Source organism: Oleiphilus sp. HI0066, from assembly GCF_001635725.1.
In genome coordinates, this window is record NZ_LWFH01001041.1 from 1 (window position 1) to 2,021 (window position 2,021).

Here is a 2,021-nt window from a genome sequence, read left to right on the forward strand (position 1 = left end):
TCTTTTGCCAGAAAAAGGCTTGTTTGTTCGAATCCAAAGCGTGTTTTGATATATCGCCTGTGGTTTTGTGTTGCGCAGTGCGGTGGGCAGTGCGCTATATATCACTTCGCCGATCGGATGGCTGTAATAGGTAGAGGCCCATTTAAGAAGTTCTAGTGATTGCGCCTTGAGTATTGGGGCTGAATCAATACATCGCTCGATGTCTTTCAGTTTGCTGGGCTCTAGCAGTGTTTCCGATTTGATATCTGTAATAATTCCACAAATGACTCGATTGCCAAATGGCACAGCAACGCGCATTCCAGGTTGCAATGATCTGTTTTGCATCGTGATGGGTATGCAGTAGTCGAACTCTTTGTGCAAGGGAACAGGAAGTGCAATAGATGCAAAACGAAGGGGGGATGAAATAGCGCTCATGCTTTTTAGTTTACTTCGAGTCACTTTCTGGGTCATGTAATATTGTTTTGAAAGTTGAAGGATGAGCATGTTTGTATTTGCATTAGTCAAAATATAATCAATTCACGCTTGCACTCCGCAATTGTTTTGGTAATATTCTCGCCCCAATTTCGGCCCTTGCGCCCTTTCTTGGTGTAAATGGCTCGATGCCTTCCTTGCGGTGCCCAACGCTAGAGTGAATGACGATGGGTGGCGGCAAACAATGAAATAGGTAGTTAAGATGAAAAAAGATATCCATCCTCGTTACGAGGAAATCGAAGCAAAATGTAGCTGTGGTAACGTTATCAAAACGCGTTCTACGCTAGCTAAAGACATTCTTTTGGACGTGTGTTCAGCGTGTCACCCATTCTACACTGGTAAGCAGAAAGTGATGGATACAGGTGGTCGTATCGACAAGTTCAAGAAGCGTTTCGGCAGTCGTATTGCGAGCTAATCCGATACAAGAATTTAAAAAGAGCGCCATGCGCTCTTTTTTTGCACTTATGTCAGCAAATTGCTGAGTGTGAGTAAGCTCATAAGCGTTTCGCTTTTGAGAGAAACATAAAAAGGGCATTGCCCAAATTTTTAAAACGGTACACTGTAATGGCAGACGATTTAAAACAAGCAGCACTCGATTATCACGCGCAACCACGTGCAGGTAAGATCAGTGTTGAAATCACTAAACCAACACTAACTTCACGTGACCTTTCTTTAGCATACAGCCCAGGTGTTGCTGAGCCGGTACGTGCTATTGCTGAAAATCCAGAAAACGCATACAAGTACACAGCAAAGGGTAACCTTGTTGCTGTTATTTCTGACGGTTCTGCGATTCTTGGTTTAGGTAACCTTGGTCCATTGGCTTCTAAGCCTGTAATGGAAGGTAAAGGTGTATTGTTTAAGCGCTTCGCAGGTATTGATGTATTTGATATCGAAGTAGATTCAGAAAGCCCTCAAGCGTTTATTGATACAACAAAACGTATCGCAAACACTTTTGGTGGCATCAACCTGGAAGATATCAAAGCACCAGAGTGTTTTGAAATTGAGCGTATCCTTCAAGAGCAGTGCGAAATTCCAATTTTCCACGATGATCAGCACGGTACTGCAATCGTAACCGCTGCAGGTATGATCAACGCACTTGAGCTTCAAGGTAAGAACATTGAAGATGCTAAAGTTGTATGTCTAGGTGCGGGCGCTGCAGCAATCGCATGTATGAAAATTTTGATTTCTTGTGGTATGAAGCAAGAGAACATCTTCATGCTTGACCGTAAAGGTGTGATTCACACTGGTCGTGATGATTTGAACCAATACAAAGCGATGTTCGCAAACGATACTGACAAGCGTACGCTTTCAGATGCTTGTGATGGTGCTGACGTGTTCGTTGGTCTTTCTGGTCCAGACCTTCTTTCTGTTGAAGATTTGAATCGCATGGCTCCAAACCCAGTTATCTTTGCATGTTCAAACCCTGATCCAGAGATCCAGCCTGAAACAGCGCTTGCTGCACGTGATGATCTAATCATGGCGACTGGTCGTTCTGATTACCCGAACCAGGTGAACAATGTTCTTGGTTTCCCATTCATCTTCCGTGGAGC

General features: G+C 43.8%; 2 protein-coding genes and 1 pseudogene. 2 read left to right on the forward strand and 1 reads right to left on the reverse strand.

What is annotated here, in order from left to right; all coding sequences use genetic code 11:
- Positions 1-414: pseudogene (locus A3738_RS12705) on the reverse strand (hypothetical protein); the annotation flags it as partial.
- A gap of 259 nt (positions 415-673) precedes the next feature.
- Here A3738_RS12705 and rpmE point away from each other — a divergent pair.
- Positions 674-886, forward strand: a complete 213-nt coding sequence (gene rpmE / locus A3738_RS12710; RefSeq protein WP_068475347.1) for a 50S ribosomal protein L31 — start codon at positions 674-676, stop codon at positions 884-886.
- 149 nt (positions 887-1,035) lie between these two features.
- Positions 1,036-2,021 (forward strand): malic enzyme-like NAD(P)-binding protein (locus tag A3738_RS12715; protein WP_068763619.1); only part of this gene is annotated, 986 nt, incomplete at its 3' end.

Excerpts from the sequence above, each read along its gene's own strand:
- rpmE (WP_068475347.1), top strand. The coding sequence starts at position 674 with ATGAAAAAAGATATCCATCCTCGTTACGAGGAAATCGAAGCAAAATGT.